The organism is Pantoea sp. 1.19 (assembly GCF_001922585.1).
GTDB lineage: Bacteria > Pseudomonadota > Gammaproteobacteria > Enterobacterales > Enterobacteriaceae > 1-19.
This window is the reverse complement of sequence record NZ_MRBS01000008.1, coordinates 79166-96562: the sequence shown is the minus strand read 5'-3', so window position 1 is coordinate 96562 and position 17397 is coordinate 79166. Positions and strand designations below refer to the sequence as shown.

Genomic DNA, 17397 nt, shown 5'->3' with positions numbered 1-17397 from the left:
TCGCCACCACGTTTCATCTGCGGCGCGCGCCTGGCGGCCCGATCAGCCCCGGGTGGCCAGTCGGACGCGGTAAAGCGAAGTGGTGGCGGTGATATAGAGTTCGTTGCCGTCCGGACCACCAAAGGTGCAGTTTGAAACCCGCTCCGGCACCGCGATTTTGCCGATGGTCTGCCCCGACGGATCGAACAGGATCACACCGTCGGCGCAGCTGCAATAGATAACCCCGCTGGCATCTACGCAGAGCCCGTCCGGGAAGCCCGGTGCCACGCGGGCAAAATGCCGCCCGCCCTCCAGCTGCCGCCCGGCCACCTGATAGACCCGCAGCTCGCGGCGTCCGTGCGTGGGAAAGTCAACTATCGACATGTCCGCCACGTACAGCCGCGATTCGTCCGGAGAGAACGCCAGCCCGTTCGGGCGCTGCAGATCGCAGGCGGCAATATTCAGGCTGCCGTCCCGCGGATCAAAGCAGTAGAGATAGCAGCCGATCACCTGGCTTTCAGATTTGTACCCTTCGTCGTCACCGGTGATGCCATAGGGGGGATCGGTGAACCACAGCGTACCGTCGCGGCGCACCACCAGGTCATTCGGCGAGTTAAAGCGCTTACCGTCAATGCGATCCACCAGCAGGGTGACCTCGCCGCCGCGTCCGGTGCGGCTGATGCCGCGCCGACCGTGTTCACAGCTGACCACCCGCCCCTCGGCGTCGCGGGCGTTACCGTTCGCGTAGTGCGAGGCGGAGCGCCACAGGCTTAGCGCTCCGCTGCGCGTCCAGCGAAACATGCGGTTGCCCTTCACATCGCTAAACACCACCGCGTCCTGCTCCGGCAGCCATACCGGCCCCTCCGCCCAGATCGCCGGCGAACAGAGCCGCTCCAGCGGACCCTCCTGTTGGATACTGTGCATGTTTTCTCCCTCCCTGAACGCGGCGGATCGCCGGGTTACGATCCTGATAGCGCGGTGTTGGCCCTCGCGGTGCCGCGACCATGACGGCAATATTTCATATATCGAAATGTCGTTTCAAAAATAATATGCGGAATCCGGTTCGGCTGTAAAGCGCGGAGGAATTTTAAAAAACGATAAAAATTAATTAGTTATTTTTTATATCGCAGATTTGTGATGCACAACTCACTTCGTGTCTAAACGGCCCGGCGCCGCGCGTTGGCCGCGCGACGGGCTTCACCTGCCAGCGGGCATGGGGTAACATCGCCAGACAATCAGGCGGGTCCCGCCGCTGGCGCCTCGCTAAGGGAGAAAAGTGCAATGAGTCCGAAAGCCGTCGCTGAACATGACGCGAAAAAAGAGAAGCCGATGGGCAGCCAGAGCCTGTTTCGGGGGCTACAGCTGATTGAAATTCTGAGTAATTTTCCCAACGGCTGTCCGCTGGCTCACCTGTCGGAGCTGGCGGGGATGAACAAGAGCACCGTGCATCGCCTGCTGCAGGGCCTGCACAGCAGTGGCTACGTCACTCAGGCGCCGTCGGCGGGCAGCTACCGCCTGACCACCAAGTTTATTGCCGTCGGCCAGAAGGCGCTCTCCTCACTGAATGTGATCCACGTGGCCGCGCCGCACCTTGAGCAGCTGAACCTGGAGGTGGGGGAGACGGTGAACTTCTCCAGTCGCGAAGATGACCACGTGATTTTGATTTACAAGCTGGAGCCGACCACCGGCATGATGCGCACCCGCGCCTATATTGGTCAGCATATGCCGCTCTACTGTTCGGCCATGGGCAAAATTTTTCTCGCCTGGGGCAGTAGCGACTATCCGGCGCGCTACTGGCAAAGTCACGCCCCGGTGATCCAGCCGCTGACCCACAATACCCTCACCACTCTGCCGCAGATGCTGGATGAACTGAGCGATATTCGCCGACGCGGCCTGGCGATGGATCGCGAAGAGAACGAACTGGGGGTCTCCTGCGTGGCCGCGCCGGTGTTCGACATTCACCAGCGGGTGCCGTTCGCCGTCTCGGTATCGCTGCCTACCGCCCGCCTGCAGCAGATCGGCGTTGAGGCGCTGAGCAAACCGGTACAGGCCACCGCACAGCGCATCTCCCGCGAGCTGGGTTACGCCCCGTCGGCCTGAGCGCGATCGGTCATAGGTCAGATTAAACACCATATGCGCCTCGACTTCACCGGCCGAGGTCGCGGCCTGATACTGGTAGTAGCGGGCCACCAGCAGAACCGTTATCTGCCGGCTCTCGCCGGAGGCGAGCGTCTCCCGCCGGTAGCCTGTTTCCCAGCTCAGCGGCGTCCCCTGACGCAGCACCTGCGCGCGAATGCCGCGCGCCGCCGACTGAACGCGCTGATTCGCCAGCACGCCCGCGGCTCCCGGCGCGGCGGCGGGGGCAGAAAAGGTCATATTAATGTGGGCCTCTCCGGCCAGGCTGACCCCACCTTCACAAAGCAGCTGCAGGGTGAAGGGCGTATCGCCAGCGCGGCTGCCGATGCCCTGCAGCCGCTGGCGGCCAATCGGCGCGAGGGTAACCCGCCGGTTGCTGCCGCCCTGCACGCGACAGAGGGTGACACAATGGTCAGCGCGCTGGCGCTGAGCCAGGTCTCCAGAATCGGATTGTGACCATACTGATAATCATAGGAAGTATACTGGTCGCTGGCGACGCTGCCGGTAACCGGTGCGGTTTTTACGATCTCCAGCGTGAAGCGCGATCCCTCCAGCGTGTAGTCGGTAGCAAACAGCGAGCCGGCGCGGCTGCTGTAACTGCCGGGATAGACCAGATTGACGGTGTCACCGCTGCGGCTGAAGCGCAGGCCAATTCCCGGCACGGACACCCGCGCAGCGTGGTGCCACTCTCCGGCGATAGCCTCACGCCACCAGGATGTGCCACCAGCGTACCGCTGCCGTCGAGCCCCGCCTGGCAAAGCATTAGCCTTCGCTGTAGCTGGCCGTCAGGCTGCTCAGGGCGCGCGATAACCGCCGTTTAGCGCCAGATCGCTGCGGCCGTCGCGCAGCAACGTTCACAGGGGGGATTACTGGTAAGTAATTTGATAGGTGGCGTAGCTATTTACCGGGCCGGCGGTGATGTCGGCGGGATTGTTGCTGGCGTAGCCGACATACCAGGTAAAGCGCGCTCCGCTGGCGGTCGTGGTCACAGCCGCCGCCGGTTGGCTTGCCTCTCCGGGGATAATTTTGTTTTTCAGCGCGCTGTCAGCATCCGCCGCCAGCACCAGCTGAATATTTTGCGCGCCGCTGCGCTCGCTATTGGCGAGGTAGCCCTGCGAAGCGGTTCCGGCCCCGGCCAGCACATTCCCCCCGGTCCAGTTCACCCCCAGCTTACCGCCATCGCTCTGTACACTACCGTCCGCGGCCTGGCAGTTGCTCACGTCGATGGTAAAGGCCTGCGCCCTGAGCAGCGTATTGGCGCTGGCGGGAAAAATCGCCGGCAGGGTGATATCCGGAGTGACGCGCGCCCGCCGACAATCCACGCATACGGGTCATCACGTAGCCGCCACGGCTAACGCCACTGCACCAGCGGCGCGGGGGCGACGGGGCCGTGCCCCCCGACGGGCAGATCGTTCCGGGGGCGTCACCGGATACCATGATGGGCGTCCGGGCATCAGTACAGATCACCGGCGGCCGTCAGCGCGTCGATCAGATCGTCGGCGGCGATTGCCGGCCAGCGCGTGCCGCGCATCCCACTGACCTCAAGCGCTCGCAGACGCTCCTCATCCGCAGCGTGCCGGACGCCGTCGACCAGCACGCCGCGGCAGCTGGGACGCAGATGAGCCACCAGATCGCGAAACGCCCGCCCCTCGCCGTAGCGCCAGAAAAAGGTTTTATCAATGCTGACGTATTCAAACGCGTGGTTCATCACCAGCGTCAGGTTAGAGCAACCGCGCCCCAGCCCTTCCAGCCACAGCGGACAGATCTGCGCCAGCACCGTTCGCAGCGGCGTGCGCTCGCCGGCAGCCGGCGCGGACAGCGGCCCGGAGATGGCCAGCCGCAGCGTAGGTATGGCGCACAGCTGCTCGCGCAGCATGCGATTAAGGGCAATCTCTTCGGCAATCCCGGCATCAACGCTAAGTACGATCGGCGGCAGACGATCGCTGCGGCGCTGAAGTGTGACCAGCAGCATCACCTGCTCAATAAACAGTGCGCGACGCTGACGCCAGCCGTGCGCGACGCTGCCGCGCGCGTCGACAACCGGCGGCGAGGGTGCGCGGGCCTGGAGTGCCCAGGCGATAACCGTCTGGTCAGGAGCCTGAACGGGTTCAAACAGAAAGCGATGTGAGGTATCGAACTGCTGCATGTAGGGGGCTCCGGCAGACTCGCCGCGACGAAGCGCGGCGTCAGCGTCGACGGATCGCGAGTTCTGTAACAGGCTGTCGCATTGATTGTTAAAAAAAATTCAACAAAATTCTACCGGATGGGGACAACGTTGAGAAATCGATTCCAGCGCAATTTAAGCCAAATTCGATAGATATAAACTATTGATAACACATAAATGATCGCCCGTATTGATCAAAAGATAAGATTAATCTTACCTGATTACTGGGATTGCGTTTTTTTTCGAAGAAAATTTAACGTAATCTATTAAAAATAATATATTTTGACTCATTAGCTATATTTATTTATCCTGATAAAGTCTCTCATTATCAGGCTCAATTTCCGAAAATTGACAATAATTGTTAACAAGAAGTAACCATTTTCATTTTGAAACTGATTATTAAAGATAACGTTTGGATCGATTTTTACACAGTACACACACCAAGCACAGGGGATTCCTCCCCGTAAAACGCCGTCAGCACCCGCGCATCAGCGATAAAAAAAGGGGAAAAAGTGTGAAAAAAATGAAGACGATAGGAATAAAATACGACGAAGACCTCGCGATTCGCTCTTTTTTTACCCAAAGGCGATAAGATTGATGATTGCCGTGCATGATTAACCGCGCTAACGCATCATGCGCCCATTGCGCTTTTTGTGCCGCTTACCCTGCCTCATCCCCTACCAAAGCGCTATTCTCATCTCTCCGCTCCCACCGCTCTGTTTCTGGAAATGCAATGCCGTTACGTTCTTTGCAGTGCCTGTGCTTACTGAGTTTTTTCCTCGCCGACGTGCGTGATGGCCTGGGCCCGTTTCTCGGTCTGTTTTTGCTCGAAAGACACTGGCAGCCCGCCAGCATCGGCCTGGTGATGACCGTTGGCGGACTGGCCGGACTGCTGGCGACCTTCCCCGCCGGGCTGCTGGTCGACGCTACCCGGCTGAAGCGTCAGCTGATCGCCGCCGCGGCACTCATCATTGCGCTGTGCACCCTGGCGCTGTGGTTTGTCCCGTCGACGCCGGTGGCCGTCATGTCTCAGTTGCTGACCGGCGTCGCCGCCGCCGCAGTGGCGCCGGCGCTGGCCGGCATCACCCTTGGCATCGTCGGTCAGCGCGGATTTATCCGGCAGACCGGACGTAATGAAGCCTGGAACCACGCCGGGAATATGAGCGCCGCGCTGCTGGCCGGTTTTGCCAGCCTGCGCTGGGGACTGGATGCGGTTTTCCTGCTGATGATGCTGATGGCGCTGGCCTCACTGCTGACGGTAATGGCGATTCGCGAACGGGATATTGACCACCGGCAGGCGCGCGGCGTTATCACCGACGCCCATCCGCTACCGGTGTTCAGCACGCTGCTGTCCGTCCCCGGGCTACTGCTCACCGGGATGACGCTGCTGCTGTTCCACCTGGCGAACGCTGCGCTGCTGCCGATGCTGAGTATGCGGGTCGCCGCAAACCCCGACGGCGTGACGCTGTCGCCCGGCCTGTATGCGGCGCTGACGGTGGTGATAGCCCAGGCGGTGATGATCCCAGTGGCCCTGCTGACTGCGCGCTACGTAGCGCGTTGGGGCTGGCAGCGGATCATCCTGCTGGCGCTGCTGGTGTTGCCACTGCGCGCGGCGATCGCTGCCGGCTGGCACCACCCGTGGGCAATATTGCCGGTGCAGGCGCTGGACGGGATTGCCGCGGGTATTCTCGGCGTGGCGGTCCCCGGGCTGCTGGCGCGCATGCTGGCCGGCAGTGGCCGGGTGAATGCGGGACTGGCGGCGGTGATGGTAATGCAGGGCGTCGGTGCCGCCCTCAGCCCGGCGCTGGCCGGTGCGCTGGCCAGCCGCTACGGCTACGCGTCGGCGTTTTACGTGCTCGCCGCGATCGCCGGCGCCGGCGTGCTGCTGTGGCTGTTGACCGCCCGCCGCCGGGCGGCGCTTACCGCTTAGCCCAGTCGCGGATGCCGCCGCGCCAGCGTGGCCGGCAGGAAGCGCTGGTGCGGCGTTGGCTCCCTTTCGTCAATCAGCGCGGTTATCATGGTGAAGCAGTCCGCCGCCAGCTGGCGGCAGTCCTGCCGGACGGTATCAATCCGCACCGACAGTGAGTCATACAGATAGTGGTCATCAAAGCTGACCAGATGAATATCGCTCTCCAGCAGGCGGTGCTGGCTCATGTAGCGCAGCACCCCTTCCAGCACTCCGCAGGCGGCGGTAAACAGCGCCCTGGGCGGCCGCCCCAATCGGGCACAGAGCGCGGCAAACATCTCGTAGCCGCTGCTCGGATGGTAGTTGCCGTGCAAGATCCACTCCGGCCGCAGCGTGACCCCCGCCCGCGCCAGCCCCTGGCGAAAGCCCTCCAGCCGATCTTTTGACGGTGACAGCCGCGGCTGGCCGCCAAGAAAATAGAACTCATCGGGATGGTGCACCGCCACCTGCGCGATCAGATCCGCTGTGGGCGTGACCGAATCGGTACACACCAGCGGCAGCCGGGTATCATTCATGTAGCGATCAAACAGCACCACCGGCAGCTGCTCACTCAGCGCCACGTAGTCGGCATCGCTCTGCATACTTGATGCGACGATCAGGCCGTCGACCTGGCGGGCAATCAGATTGTTGACCACCACGCTCTCCTGGCCAGGGTTCTCGTCGCTGCAGGAGATAAGCAGCTGTAGCCCCGCCTCGCGGCAGAGGTTCTCCAGCTCGTGGGAGAAGATGGCAAAGCCATAGTTGGTGATTTCCGGCACCACCAGTCCGAGGGTGTAGCTGCGGTTATCCCGCAGCAGGCGCGCGTGAATGCTCGCCTGGTAGTGCTGCTGACGGGCGATAGTTAGCACCCGCTCACGCGTCTCCTGCGCCACGCGCAGCTCTTTACCGCGGCCGTTAAGCACCAGGCTGGCGGTGGCTTTTGACACCCCCGCCAGGGCGGCGATGTCACTGATGGTAACGCGTTTGGTTTTTCTCACGGGATACGTTATGGCTGGTTGGCTAAACTCTTATTCTACCATGCAGTCGCGCAACGACCAGCTTTGCAGATCCAGTTGGGCATCGCCGGTGATGTGCAGCTGCGACGGCCCGTGCGGAAAGTAGCGGCTACTCATTACCCCGGCGCCGTGGTTGATAAAGATCTCCACGCTGGAGCGATCGCACAGCAGCTGCAGGTGAGTTACCTCACCGCTCCAGTAGCGAGTCTGCCATTCACCGCTGGCGAGGCTACGGCGCGCCAGCGTCAGGCCAGTGGGCTGCCAGCTTAGCCGCAGCGTATCGCTGAAGTCCAGGCTGAGCGCACCGCCGTGGGCGGCGATCAGCAGCTCGAGCCCGTCAGCCGCCAGCCGCGGCGCCTCGTCGGCCACGCCCTGCCAGTGCTGCGCATCGTAGCGCAGCGCCTGCAGTTCGCGCGCCGGCTGCTGCATCAGCTGGCCGTCACGTAGCGACAGCTCGCGCGGGCAGGTCATCTGATGGATCCACCCCTGCGCAACGGTGGGCTGCAGCCTCTCTTCGCCATCCGGCACGCCCATCCAGCCGATCAGCAGCCGGCGGCCGTCGTCGCTGAGCGCGGTCTGCGGCGCGTAGAACTCGAAACCGGCATCGATTTCGTGCAGCGGCCCATGGCGAAAGGTGCCGCTGGCGTAATCCATCTCGCCGCTGAGCCAGGCGCCCGGATGGGCATTCAGAAAACGCCTCGCCTCCGGCGCCAGCCCCTGCGGGCAGCAGATCAACACGCTCTGCTCGCCAAGGCTGAACAGATCCGGACACTCCCACATATAGCCGGCCTCGCCGAGCCCGCCCAGCTGGCTGCCGGCCAGCTCACCCAGCGACTGCCACTGGCGTAAATCCGCTGAGACATACAGCAGCACTTTACCGCGCCGCGCGCTGTCCTGCGCGCCCAGCACCATGTACCAGCGCCCCGCGTGCTGCCACACTTTCGGGTCGCGCACGTGCCCGGTATAGCCAGCGGGCAGCGCCAGTACCGGGCCAAGCTTATCGAAGCCGCCCGCCGCATTTTGCACCGCCAGGCACTGCCAGGCGGTGCGGCTGCCATCAGCAAATTTGACGTTGCCGGTATAGCAGAGCGTCAGCGTCCCGCGATCGTCGACCGCGCTGCCGGAGTAGCAGCCATCCCGGTCATAGGGCCGATCCGGCATCAGCGCCAGCGGCTCGTGCTGCCAGTGCAGCAGATCGGCCGAGGACCAGTGCCCCCAGCACTTATGCCGGTGGCTGCAGTCCAGCGCATTCCATTGATAAAACAGGTGCCAGCGTCCCTGAAACTGAATAAACCCGTTGGGGTCGTTCAGCAGACCGGTCGGCGGAGCGAGGTGCCAGCGCGGGTAGTGCGGATCGCGCAGCGCGCGCGGCTGCCCGCGCAGCACCGCCTGCAATATGGCCGGTAGCAGGGTCGACGCGGTCATGCTTCACTCTCGGCGCGGTATTTCAGCAGCAGCGAAACGATAAAGGCCACGCTAAACGCGATCGCCATTCCTGTCATATAGTTCAGCAAAGAACCGCCCTTCACAATCGCCATCCCCGGCAGACCGGTCAGTCCCACCGCGGTCATATAAACGTGGGAAGCCACCACCCAGGCGCCGCCGGCGGCACCGCCGACCAGCCCGGCAATGAACGGCTTCACAAACCGCAGGTTGATACCAAATATCGCCGCCTCGGTAATGCCGAGTACCGCAGAGAACGCCGACGGCAGGGTAATGGCTTTGATCTTCGCATCGCGGGTTTTAAACCATACCGCCAGACAGGCGCCGCCCTGCGCCACGTTGGCCATTGCCCAGATCGGCAGCAGGAAGTTGACGCCGATGGTCGGGTTACCCAGCAGCCCGGCCTCAACGGCATGGAAGCTGTGATGAATACCGGTAATTACGATGGCCGAATAGAGGCCGCCAAACACCAGTCCGGCCAGCCAGCCGGCGTGGGCAATCAGCGTACTCAGCACCAGCGAAATGCCGTCGCCGAGGGCGCGGCCCGCCGGGCCAATCACCAGTAGCGCCACAAATCCGGAGATGATCACGGTAAAAAACGGCGTCAGGATCAGATCCAGCGCATCGGGGATAACCCGTCGCAGCTGCTTTTCCAGCAGGCTCATAAACCACACCGCCAGTAACACCGGAAATACCGTGCCCTGGTAGCCGATCATCGCCACGTCAAAACCCATCACGTTCATGGTATGGAAGCCGCTGGCGACGCCCCAGGCGTTGGTCAGCGCCGGATGGGTGAGGATCCCGCCCAGGGTCGCGCCCAGATAGGGATTACCGCCAAACTCGCGCGCGGCGGTGAAGCCAATCAGGATCGGGAGAATAATGAACGCCGCCGAGCTGCACATATCCAGCATGACGTACAGCGCGTTATCGGCGCTCACCCAGCCGTAGGTTTTCACCATGCCGAGCAGCCCCATCAGCAGGCCGGAGGCGACGATGGCCGGAATGATCGGCACAAAAATATTCGACAGCAGGCGGGCGATGCGCTGGAACGGGTTCAGCTTGCGTGCGGCAAGATTCGCCGCCTCAGCTTTGCTGGATTCGCCGATGCCGGCTTCGGTGATAAAAGCGGCGTAGACTTTATTGACCACGCCGGTGCCGAAAATTACCTGCATCTGACCGGCGTTGCGAAAGCAGCCTTTAACGCCGTCAAGTTGGCCAATTGCCTGGGTATCGGCCAGCGCGTCATCCGCCAGCACCAGCCGCAGGCGGGTCGCGCAGTGCGCGGCGCTGGCGATATTCTCTTTGCCTCCCAGCAGCGGGATCAGCTGCCGGACAATCTGTTGATAATCCATAACACCCTCTGTCAAACGCATCATTACACGTCATACGCCCCCGGAGGGGGGCGCCTGTCAGAACCAGGTTTCCATCTGGACGCCCATGCTCCACTCACCGCCGGAAGTGAAGCCGCTGCTGCCGAAGGCGTCATCGCTGGCGTAGTTGTCCAGCCGGCGATCCCAGTCTATCCAGCTGGCGAACAGCCGCAGTTCGGGGCGCTTGAGAAAATCGCCCACGTCGCTGGCTTTCAGCGTTGGCGCCACGGTGAGCTTATAGAAGTTGCCGTTGACCGCGTTGCGCGCCTTATACCCTTCCGGTTTGAGATCCATGTACTGGTAGCTGGCCTCATACTGCATTTCAAAATTCTGCGTGATGCCCTGAATCAGACGGGCGTTAGCGGTGGCCCACTGATAGTTATCACCCTCCACGTAGCGGTTCTTGCTCACCTGCGCCAGCAGCGCCGGCGCGATATGCCAGTTGCCGCCAAGCGGCGTGATGCCATAGCTGGCCAGCCGCCAGGTGTTCGCATTTGAGCGTAGCGCGCCATCGGCACCGAGGGTTTTCACCTCCGCGCCAAGGCCGTGGCCGTACAGCAGCGCGGTTTTCGACGTCCCTTCACGCAGGCCATAGAAGCTGTCGTTATGCAGCCCCAGCAGCGCGTGAGTCCCGGACTCCGCGGCGTCCCCCTTCACCAGCGCCCCCTCCAGGTCGCGACGGTCCCGGTTATCTTTGCTGCGCATCCCGCTTATCATTACCTGTAGCGGGCCAAAGAAGTTATTGGCGGTCAGGATGGTGTTCTGGGCGGTGTTACTGCTGTTATCAATATCGCCGAAGGTGCGGCCGTAGAGCGTGAAGTTGCTGCGGGCGTTATCCCCCCACTGCAAATCGTAGACCCCTCCGCCGGTACCGGCGAGGAACACCACGTCAGAATCGATCCAGTGAATATCGAAATTGTCGCGGTCAAAGCGCTTACCGGCCCAGACGGTACTGTCTTTGAAGACGCCGCTGAAGGTCGGCAGCTTGCCCAGCTCAACAAACGCCTGACGCACGTTGAGGTCGCTACTGTCCGCCGACCAGTCGTTATAGGTGCGCTGTCCGTCCGCCATCATCACCTTAAAGCGGGTAGTGGCGCCGTTCGCCAGCGTCTGCTTATGCTCGAGGTTCATTTCAACATAGGTATCCGGCTCATTGCCCAGCCGTCCCACGTTACCTCCGGTTTCACCGGCCGGGGTCAGCGCCGGGCCGCCCTGCGTACTGGTGCCGGCATCATTCAGCAGCAGCCCGGATCGCGCGTAGCCGTGAAACTCAAAACCGTCGCTGAGGCGCGATGTGTCCGCCGGTTTCTCGCCGCGCTGCGCAACCGCGATGCTCTGCGCCTGCTTTTCGGCGGCGTCCGCACGCCGTTCGGTTTGCCGCTGCGCTATTGCAAGGCTCTGCGCCTGCTTCTCTGCGGCATCCGCGCGCTGTTCGGTTCGCTGCTGCGCCGCAGCGAGGCTTCGCGCCTGCTTTTCGGCGGCGCTGGCGCGCTTTTCCGCTGCCGACGCGCGCTGCTCTGCCGCCGCCAGACGCTGCTCCAGCGCTGCCAGGCGGGCTTCGATGGTACTCAGAGAGGGATCCGCCGCGGCTGCCGGGCCGGCAGTCATCAGCAGACCGAGGGTAACGGCCAGCGTGCTTTTTTTTATCATGATCCTGCATCCCCAAAGGTCGATCGTTGCTCATCAGGTAGTTAGCTAAACCGGTTTAAGCTGGAATCATAATCAGGGGAAATGGATGCAGGCAACGATTATAGCTAAACCGTTTTAGTCATTGTGAGCGGGGTCTCAGATCGCGCCTCAGGCGGGCAATAAACCGGGCCGTCTGGCCCGGTCGTGCCGTAATCACGCCAGCTGCTGCTGCAGCTCGGCCAGGTGAGGCAGCGCGGTCATTGCCCCTTTGGCGGTGGTGGCCAGCGCTCCGCAAATTTGTGCCACCTGCAGGATCCCGGCCAGCGCGGCGTCGCTCTCCGGCATGCCTTCCCGGCTCAGTCCCCACAGAAGCCCGCTGACAAAGGCGTCACCGGCTCCGGTCGTATCGACGCTGAGCACCGGCAGCGTAGGATAGTGCTGCAGCGCGCCACCGCGCCAGGCGTGCACGCCGGCTTTCCCCTGCGTCACCAGCAGCAGCCGCAGCCGATAGCGCTCAGCCAGCTGCGCCATGCACGCCGGCAGCGCGCCGTCGCCGGCAAAGAAGCGCAGCTCATCTTCCGACAGCTTGACCACGTCGGCCAGCGTCAGCGCCTCGTGCAGGCAGTCGCGCAGGGTCTGCTGATCTTGCCAGAGATCCTCGCGGATATTGGGATCGAAGCTTATCGATCCGCCGGCCGCTTTAATCTGCCGCATCGCCGCGAGGGCGGTGCTGCGCGAAGGCTCCGCCGACAGGGCGATTGAACACGCGTGCAGCCACTCACCGGCGGAAAAGGTTGGCAGATCGTCGGCGGTCAAGAACAGATCGGCGCTGGGGCGCACCATAAAGGTGAAGGTGCGTTCGCCTTCGTGATCCAGATCGACCACCACCGTCGAGGTGCGCTGAGCGGCATCCCGCCGCATGCGGGCGGTATCCACCCCTTCCTGCGCCAGCACCTCCTGCAGCCAGCGGCCGAAGGGATCGTCACCGACCCGACCAATAAAACCGCTGCTGCCCTGCAGGCGGGCGATGCCAACCGCGACGTTGGCGGGCGCTCCGCCGGGGCACTTCAGCAGGCGTCCTTCCCCTTCGGGTAGCAGATCGACGACGGCGTCGCCGAGCACCCAGACTTTTGCGGTCATGATGACTCCTTGGTGAATAGCTGGATAAAAATTGGCTAAACATTAAATTAAACCGGTTTAGCTACGCAATGGTTTTGTGTGCCGAGCCCCCGGGTCGCGCCATTGCGCCGTATCGCGTTTTCTCAGGCTAATTCCCTATTATTTATCTCGTACATTTAAACCATCACTCTACGTGCGACATTATTCTCTAAATTATGCCTAAAAGCGCTTAATATCGGCAAAGTGGGGCCCGGCCAGCGCTTTCCTCCCGACCGGGAATCCGCTATAACCGCCGTCACCATTTCCCCACCGCACAGGACGTTATTGTGGATCGAAGAGACTTTTTAAAACTCAGCGCCGCCAGCTACTTTTTAAGCCAGCTGCAGCCGGCGCTGGCCACCCCGCGGACCGCCATCCCCGGCGCGTCGACGAAGCGGATCACTTTCGTGCTGTTTGAGAATATGACGCCGCTGGATCTGATCGGCCCGATGACCCTGCTGCAGTTTAGCGGCTATGAGCTGGAGTATGTCTGGCACCGGACCGGCACCGTGAAAACGGAGATCGAGGCTGTCAACCTGATCGCCAATAAGCGGTTTGATGACATCACCGACACCAGCGTGCTGTGTATCCCCGGCACCGGGAACCCGTATCGGACAATTGAGGATCGGCAGCTGCTGGCGTTTCTGCACCGGGTTGGCCAGCGCGCTGAGTACGTAACCAGCATCTGCACCGGTGCGATCATTCTCGCCGCTGCCGGGCTGATGCACGGCTATCGCGCCACCACGCACTGGTCGATGCTGGACGATCTGTCGCGCTTCGGCGCCATTCCGCTGCAGCAGCGCGTGGTGACCGACCGCAACCGCATCACCGGCGGCGGCGTAACCGCCGGCATCGATTTTGGCCTGCAGCTGCTGGCGGTGCTGACCTCACAGCATAATGCCGAACTGGCGCAGCTGATAACCCAGTACGATCCCCATCCGCCGTTTAATGCCGGCAGCCCGCAGAGCGCCTCCCCGGCGGTGGTCGAGGCAGCAAAACAGCGGATCTTTGCCAACGTTGCGCAGGCAACGCCCAACTATCAGCAGATCCTCACCCGGGCGGCCAACGACGCGCAGGGATAAGTTTACGCTGATGAGCCCACCAGCCTTATCAGCGGACCGGCGGGGCGGCCTGCGCGCGGAGGGTGGCCGATCCCCCCTTGCGGCTAAATCGCACCGGTAGCGCCTGCTACACTTACTGGCTCAACAACCGAATCAGTGAGCGAGGCCAACAGCATGTCAGCCCCCTATCAGCCCCCAACAGTCTGGACCTGGCAGCCGCAGAGCGGCGGCGCTTTTGCAGCGATTAACCGCCCGATTGCCGGTGCCACCCACGAACAGACGCTGCCGGTCGGCGAACAGCCGCTACAGCTCTATTCACTGGGTACGCCGAACGGCCAGAAAATTACCATCCTGCTGGAAGAGTTACTGGCGCTGGGCGTCAGCGGCGCCGACTATGATGCGCACCTGATTCGTATCCAGGAGGGCGATCAGTTCTCCAGCGGTTTTGTCGCGGTGAACCCGAACTCGAAGATCCCGGCGCTGCTGGATACCAGCGTAACGCCTCCGCTGCGGGTATTCGAATCCGGTGCCATCTTGCTGTATCTGGCCGAGAAGTTTGGTCATTTTCTGCCCAGCGCCGCGGGTGAACGCACCGAGGTACTGAACTGGCTGTTCTGGCTGCAGGGATCGGCCCCCTACCTCGGCGGCGGCTTCGGCCACTTTTATCACTATGCGCCGGTGAAAATTGCCTACGCCATCGATCGCTTTACCATGGAGGCGAAGCGCCAGCTGGACGTGCTGGACAAGCAGCTGGCCGGGCGGCCGTTTATCGCCGGCGAGGCGTACAGCATTGCCGATATCGCCATCTGGCCCTGGTATGGCAACCTGGTGCTGAATAATCAGTATGAGGCGGCAGAGTTTCTTGATGTGGCGTCCTATACCCACCTGCAGCGCTGGGCACAGGCAATTGCCGCGCGGCCGGCGGTGAAGCGCGGGCGCGTCGTTAACCGCACCTGGGGTGACGTGCAGCTGCCCGAGCGCCACCGCGCCAGCGATTTCGACGGGCTGGATCTGTAAGCCCGTCCGCCGGCCCATACGCCCGCCGCCTGCGGGGCGTTGCGGCGGGGCACGTTGACACGCCGCGGTTAACACGGCGGCGATAAGGGCGTCGCGCCAGCCGCGGTGGCTGACGGTCAGGTCGGCCTCAGCGGCGCAGGAGACGGCCGTTTGCGGTCGCCCCGCGCTGACTGCGGCGCGATGAGCACACGGATTACGCGGAGCCGGTGACGCCTTGTTGCCGCCGGCCGCAGGGGGGCTCACGGCGATCGTCAGGTCGCTCACGTCCGGTTCCCCGCTGGCGGCTTGCCTGCGGCTAGCCGCCGTCCCGCCCAACGATCTCCCCGCACCAGGCCACCGCCAGCCGCGACAGCAGCGCCTGCGCGGTCGGTGAGCGATCTGCTTCGGCGCGCAGAAAATCGGCTACCGCCCGCCGCAGCCCCGCCGGTTCGGTATGCGGCGACTGCAGCAGCAGCAGCGCGCCTTCGGCGTCGGCGCAGGCGTGCCACTGGCACTGTGCGACATAGCCCAGCTGACGCACTATCCGCAGCTGCTGGTAAAAGTGCGGCTGCAGATCGCTGACGCCTGCGCGCAGGCAGGCCGCCCGATCCGCAGGCAGCGGAATAAACAGCAGCAGTGCGTGCTGATCGTCCTGCGCCGTCAGCTGAAAGCGCCGGCCGGCCGGCGGCGGCGGGGGCGCAGCGGCGGCAACCAGCGGCCGGGGAAAGGCGCTAAGATACTGCGTCAGCCGCGTCCGCAGCGGAGTGTCCCCTCCCCCCAGCGTCGCCTGCCACGCCAACTGCGGCCGTGGCCAGGCGGCCCGCATCGCCTGCGGCAGCCGGATCAGCAGCCGCCGTACGGCAATCGTCCGGTCAGCCTGCCGAAGCGCCCGCCTGGCCTGCCGCAGCGCTTCGCCATCAGCCGGCGGGTCCTCCGCGCGCAGCAGGGTAATTGCCGCCGCCAGCGCCGCCGGCAGCCGCGCCGCGGGCGCGGTGATGCGTAGCGTCCAGACGCCCTGCTCCGCCGTCAGGCTGAGCAGATCCCCGCCGATGGCCAGATCGGCCGCCAGCGGAGCCAGCCGCCTCTGCCAAATCAGGCCCTGCTCATCGCTGAGCCCGGCGGCACACTGCGGCCGCAGGATCAGCTGCGGTAATCCGGGCTGCGGCCGGTGAGCCAGCAGCGCCCGCGCGTGCGGCAGCACCGGCTCGGCAGGCCGCGCCGCCGGTGGGAAAAGCAAAAAGCGTCCGCCGCCGGTGCGCCGGTGCGCCGTCACCGGCCACGGTGCCAACCGCAGCGGCAGCCCCTGGCAGATCAGCGGCTCACCGCCCGCCTCATCCGAGACCCACAGGCGAGTGGCCCGTGCGGGCCGCAGCGCGGCCAGCAGTGGTCTCCAGGCCGCGTAGCGCGGGGCGGGCCATCCCAGCGCAGCGGCGCGCAGCGCCTCCAGCGGCGTCAGCGCGGCCAGCTGGGCTGCGCTGCGCTGCGCCAGCCGCTGCCACAGGGTGCGATCCCCCGCGGCCAGCTGGCGACACCAGCGAAAAAACAGCGCTTCCAGCGTGGCCAGATCGCTCCCGGCCTGCGCCAGCGTGAACTGCACGCGCAGCCAGTGACGCCGGTCGTCCAGCGGCTCGCTCTGCAGCGTTATCCCGTCAGCCAGCCCGCGCGCGCGCAGGCTGGCCAGCAGACTACCGGGTCGCGGATCCGCCAGCGCCAGCGCCAGCGGGCGCAGCGCCCGGCGCGCGGCGGCCGGCAGCACAAAGCTGAGCACCAGCATCGGCGCGTCCTTCGGTAGCCGCAGCGTCAGGCCACTGCCGGGCACCGCACGCGGTCGGATCGGCGTGCGCGATCGCGCCGGAGCCACCGCCGCCGCGGCCCGATCGGCCAGCGCCGCCAGCGTGGATAGTGGCTGCGGCCCCTGCAGCCAGAGGTGCAGATTGCCGGCGTGATAGTGCCGCTGATGAAACGCCACCAGCGCCGCGCGCAGCCGCACCGGATCCGCGCCAAAGGCCGCGAGGCTGCCGATGCGAAAGCGCGCCAGCGGCCCGTCTCCCCGGCTCAGCGCATGCAGCAGCGCCGCTTCGATGCGGCCCGGAGCATCGCGCTGTAGCAGCCGGTATTCGGCGTCAATGATGGCCGCTTCCTGCGCGACCGCTTCCGGCTGCAGCAGCGGCGCGGTAATCAGGTCGGTGAGCCGCGCCACGGCCGGAGCCAGCAGCCCGGCGGGCATTTCGACAAACGCCGCGGTATCGCTGAGGCGGGTGGTGGCATTCACTCGCCCGCCGCGGGCCGGCGCCCAGTGCATCAGCTGCTGTTCGCCGCTATAGCGGCGGCTGCCGCGGAACAGCAGATGTTCCAGCAGGTGCGCCAGACCTGGCCACGCCGTCGGCTCGTGCAAACTGCCGGCGGCGACCCGCCAGAGCGCCGAGGCCCGACTGGCCTGCGGCTGCTGCACCAGCGTGACCCGCACGCCGTTAGTGTGCCGGTACGTCACCTGCGGCAT

At 64.0% G+C, this 17397-nt stretch carries 14 protein-coding genes and 1 pseudogene; 4 read left to right on the top strand and 11 right to left on the bottom strand.

Going from position 1 to position 17397, the window contains the following annotated elements:
* Nucleotides 1-42: 42 nt before the first annotated feature.
* On the bottom strand, nucleotides 43-903 hold the full coding sequence (locus BS626_RS14600; protein ID WP_075183116.1) for an SMP-30/gluconolactonase/LRE family protein: 861 nt from the start codon (nucleotides 901-903) through the stop codon (nucleotides 43-45).
* Between the two features lie 357 nt (nucleotides 904-1260).
* Here BS626_RS14600 and BS626_RS14595 point away from each other — a divergent pair, with 357 nt between their 5' ends.
* Nucleotides 1261-2079, top strand: coding sequence for an IclR family transcriptional regulator (locus BS626_RS14595; RefSeq protein ID WP_075183115.1), 819 nt, complete (start codon nucleotides 1261-1263; stop codon nucleotides 2077-2079).
* 69 nt (nucleotides 2080-2148) lie between these two features.
* Here the strand turns inward: BS626_RS14595 and BS626_RS19095 are convergent.
* The 4 genes and pseudogenes from BS626_RS19095 to BS626_RS14580 form a co-directional block, all read right to left on the bottom strand.
* A pseudogene (locus BS626_RS19095) lies at nucleotides 2149-2466 on the bottom strand (fimbrial protein); the annotation flags it as partial.
* The gene (locus BS626_RS18900; RefSeq protein ID WP_240494320.1) at nucleotides 2352-2873 is read right to left on the bottom strand and encodes a hypothetical protein; all 522 of its coding nucleotides are present in this window, start codon (nucleotides 2871-2873) and stop codon (nucleotides 2352-2354) included. The gene BS626_RS18900 and the pseudogene BS626_RS19095, both read right to left, overlap by 115 nt.
* Nucleotides 2874-2981: 108 nt before the next feature.
* Nucleotides 2982-3437, bottom strand: a complete 456-nt coding sequence (locus tag BS626_RS14585) for a fimbrial protein (RefSeq protein ID WP_075183114.1) — start codon at nucleotides 3435-3437, stop codon at nucleotides 2982-2984.
* Nucleotides 3438-3568: 131 nt separating this feature from the next.
* Nucleotides 3569-4261 (bottom strand): hypothetical protein, encoded by a 693-nt coding sequence (locus tag BS626_RS14580; RefSeq protein ID WP_075183113.1) that lies wholly within the window; start codon nucleotides 4259-4261, stop codon nucleotides 3569-3571.
* 751 nt (nucleotides 4262-5012) lie between these two features.
* Here BS626_RS14580 and BS626_RS14575 point away from each other — a divergent pair.
* Nucleotides 5013-6209: an MFS transporter gene (locus BS626_RS14575; RefSeq protein WP_075183112.1), complete on the top strand. Its 1197-nt coding sequence runs from the start codon at nucleotides 5013-5015 to the stop codon at nucleotides 6207-6209.
* On the opposite strand, the gene BS626_RS14570 is transcribed toward BS626_RS14575, so the two are convergent.
* From BS626_RS14570 to BS626_RS14550, 5 genes are all read right to left on the bottom strand, one after another.
* A complete protein-coding gene (locus tag BS626_RS14570; RefSeq protein WP_075183111.1) occupies nucleotides 6206-7222 on the bottom strand; it encodes a substrate-binding domain-containing protein in 1017 nt (338 codons plus the stop codon). The two genes, BS626_RS14575 and BS626_RS14570, sit on opposite strands and share 4 nt — an antisense overlap.
* Before the next feature lie 30 nt (nucleotides 7223-7252).
* Nucleotides 7253-8665, bottom strand: coding sequence for a sucrose-6-phosphate hydrolase (locus tag BS626_RS14565; protein WP_075183110.1), 1413 nt, complete (start codon nucleotides 8663-8665; stop codon nucleotides 7253-7255).
* Nucleotides 8662-10035, bottom strand: coding sequence for a sucrose-specific PTS transporter subunit IIBC (locus tag BS626_RS14560; RefSeq protein ID WP_075183109.1), 1374 nt, complete (start codon nucleotides 10033-10035; stop codon nucleotides 8662-8664). The genes BS626_RS14565 and BS626_RS14560 overlap by 4 nt, the downstream gene beginning before the upstream one ends.
* 57 nt (nucleotides 10036-10092) lie before the next feature.
* Nucleotides 10093-11703, bottom strand: a complete 1611-nt coding sequence (locus BS626_RS14555; RefSeq protein ID WP_170870471.1) for a carbohydrate porin — start codon at nucleotides 11701-11703, stop codon at nucleotides 10093-10095.
* A 192-nt stretch (nucleotides 11704-11895) separates the two neighbouring features.
* Entirely contained in the window at nucleotides 11896-12822 is a 927-nt protein-coding gene (locus BS626_RS14550; RefSeq protein WP_075183108.1) for an aminoimidazole riboside kinase, read from the bottom strand.
* A gap of 305 nt (nucleotides 12823-13127) precedes the next feature.
* Between BS626_RS14550 and BS626_RS14545 the strand changes: the two genes are divergently transcribed.
* Together BS626_RS14545 and yghU are read left to right on the top strand one after the other, a co-directional pair.
* Entirely contained in the window at nucleotides 13128-13922 is a 795-nt protein-coding gene (locus tag BS626_RS14545; RefSeq protein ID WP_075183107.1) for a DJ-1/PfpI family protein, read from the top strand.
* A 153-nt stretch (nucleotides 13923-14075) separates the two neighbouring features.
* Entirely contained in the window at nucleotides 14076-14918 is an 843-nt protein-coding gene (gene yghU / locus BS626_RS14540; protein WP_075183106.1) for a glutathione-dependent disulfide-bond oxidoreductase, read from the top strand.
* Between the two features lie 295 nt (nucleotides 14919-15213).
* Here the strand turns inward: yghU and pqqF are convergent, their stop codons facing one another.
* Nucleotides 15214-17397 (bottom strand): pyrroloquinoline quinone biosynthesis protein PqqF, encoded by a 2184-nt coding sequence (gene pqqF, locus BS626_RS14535; RefSeq protein ID WP_075183105.1) that lies wholly within the window; start codon nucleotides 17395-17397, stop codon nucleotides 15214-15216.